Source organism: Peribacillus sp. P4_C12 (assembly GCF_056402095.1).
In genome coordinates, this window is the sequence record NZ_JBFUIB010000512.1 from 1 (window position 1) to 2,535 (window position 2,535).

At 31.4% G+C, this 2,535-nt stretch carries 4 protein-coding genes; 1 reads left to right on the forward strand and 3 read right to left on the reverse strand.

Annotated features, from left to right (window positions below; genetic code table 11):
• The 3 genes from AC1DUW_RS25725 to AC1DUW_RS25735 all read right to left on the reverse strand — a co-directional run.
• The coding region (locus tag AC1DUW_RS25725) for an FAD-binding protein (protein ID WP_477643810.1) at nt 1-414 on the reverse strand (414 nt) is incomplete at its 3' end.
• A 110-nt stretch (nt 415-524) separates the two neighbouring features.
• A complete protein-coding gene (locus AC1DUW_RS25730; RefSeq protein ID WP_148359660.1) occupies nt 525-761 on the reverse strand; it encodes an indolepyruvate ferredoxin oxidoreductase subunit alpha in 237 nt (78 codons plus the stop codon).
• Nucleotides 762-899: 138 nt separating this feature from the next.
• Nucleotides 900-1,424: a YwhD family protein gene (locus tag AC1DUW_RS25735; protein WP_477643811.1), complete on the reverse strand. Its 525-nt coding sequence runs from the start codon at nt 1,422-1,424 to the stop codon at nt 900-902.
• A 371-nt stretch (nt 1,425-1,795) separates the two neighbouring features.
• On the opposite strand from AC1DUW_RS25735, the gene AC1DUW_RS25740 reads away from it, so the two are divergent.
• The gene (locus AC1DUW_RS25740; protein WP_477643812.1) at nt 1,796-2,422 is read left to right on the forward strand and encodes a helix-turn-helix transcriptional regulator; all 627 of its coding nucleotides are present in this window, start codon (nt 1,796-1,798) and stop codon (nt 2,420-2,422) included.
• Nucleotides 2,423-2,535: the final 113 nt, after the last annotated feature.

Genomic DNA, 2,535 nt, shown 5'->3' on the forward strand with positions numbered 1-2,535 from the left:
CATCATTAAAGCTCCTCCCACACTTCCTGGGATTCCACATGCAAATTCCATCCCTGATAAATGATGCTTGAGAGCAGCTTTGGACACATCAATGATACTGGCTCCACTTTCAGCTTTAATTTCATTTTCATGTACCTTTATTTCATTTAAATTGTCCAAAATCATCACAATTCCACGAATTCCTCTATCTCGAATAATCACATTTGTTCCATAACCAAGTATGGTTAAAGGAATCCTTTTTATAAAAGAGTATCGAGTTATTTTTTGAACTTCATCTACATTTTCTGGTTTGATATAGATATCCGCATTTCCTCCCGTTTGAATAAATGTATGATTTGCCATCGGTTCAGCAAGTCGTATAAACGAATGAGGGCACAATGCTTTAATTTCATCTAAAATTTCAGAGTAATTCATGATAATCAATTAACTACTGTCAGCCTCATTTAACTAACAGAGTAGGTCCTCCTCCATCTCAAAGTTCATAATCTGTTTTTCATATACTAGGCATACTAAAAAGCATGAGATTATGCACCAAAGTACTTTTTAGCCTTTTCAAAGAAAATTTGATCTTCTTCTAGTAATTCATCCTCATGATAGATTGCTTCAACTGGACAGGCCGATTCACAGGCACCGCAATCAATACATAAAGATGGATCAATAATATATTGATCTTCACTAAGCTCAATACAATCTACTGGACAAACATCAACACAATCTGCTGCTTTTTCCGAAATACAAGGTGATGTAATAACAAACGCCATTTTATTCACTCCTACTTATCTAAAATAATCATTAAACACTAAATTTAAATATCCTTAATGCTGTATCTTCACAAACATAATGTAAGTTATCTAGTCAGACCAACCTTTTAATTTTTTAAATTGATTTTGTTAAGAAAATTAAACAGTGATTTGTTCCTTTAATTCTTTACTTGATCGTTCCCAAAAATCTTTATCATAACTTATTAAGAATTCTTTTAATAAATTTTTCGATTTCTTATCAATATGTGATAAAACGAATTTACTTTTTATTGCTTTATCCAAGTTATTAACATGCTCTGGCATGGACTTATATCCGAGTTTAATGCGTCGCTCTTCTCTGGATACAAATATCTCACATGCGGTACACCCGGAATAATATGGACCATCTTTTGTAGAATTAAGACTCACCCAAACAATCCAATAAAGTTTCGGGTCATCTCCCGCATGAGATTTATTTGGTCGGAACCTTACCTTTTTTTCCACAAAACTTCGACCATGTAGAGCTTCCATATCTATAAAGATTTTGTTATCTTCTGGATTAATAATGATAGGTGTAACATTATTTAGATCCATCGTACCAACACCATAACCACCGTCACCATCCGTAGAATCACCGCTTAATATATTGAAAAATACTTCTTGTTTTTCATTTAGTTCTTTCAAATGAGTTGCCTCCCTTTCTCTAAGCTATTTCTCAATGAAAAAAACATGCGAATTAATTATACTTTTTATACTAAAAGGTATAATTAATCTTTTTATAGAATACAACAAAAGTTAATTAGAAACAATTTATTTGCAATCTTTCTGATTCTTTTTTTCTAATTTCCTTCAAATATTATTTAAAAGCCAAATTCTTCAATATCAATAATTGCCAAAATAGGCTATTTCACTTTTAGAATTTTATACTATATAGTATAATTAGTTTTAATTTAAATAAAAAACTCCAGCAGTGCACAGCATTACGCACTGCTTTTTATTTTAAATACAATTTTGATTAAATTTTCCTCTAATTTGAAAGTGAGGTGCTCATGATCATGGATGCTACAAAAAAATCTACTAAAGATAAGATACTTGATTTATTGAAAAAAGAAGTATCATTAACGGTCAATGACTTAACTGATCGATTAAATATTACACATATGGCTGTAAGAAAGCATCTAAATATATTGGAAAAAGATGGTTTAATCCAAAGTAACGAAATCAAGCAGCCCATGGGAAGACCTTTACAAATCTATTCTTTAACAGAAAAAGGTGAAAGACTATTCCCTAAAAATTATGAGGGAATCAGTGTTGAATTCCTTCACGATATTAAAGATTTGCATGGAGATGAATCCATCCATTATTTATTTAAGAAACGAGAGCAACGACTAACGAAGGAATATTCAACAAGAATCGCTCAAAAATCTACCCATGAAAAGATGAATGAACTCGTTAAAATTCAAAACGAAAAAGGTTATATGGCAAATATATCTCAAATAGACGAAAACACATATGAACTAGTTGAGTATAACTGTCCAATTCTAGCAGTGGCGAAGGAATTCAAAACAGCTTGCAGTTGTGAAACACAAATGTTTAAAAATATACTTGAAACAGACCAGGTAAATAGAATTTGCTGTAAAACAGACAGAGATGACCATTGCAAATTTCTAATTAAATTTTAACTAATGAAACCTAACCGCATTTGCGGTTTTTTTAGATTACACTATGCCAACCACATTCATTTTTTAGTTGGAGGTGTTGGAAATGAATCGTAGTTACGTCCTTTTCTCCATGC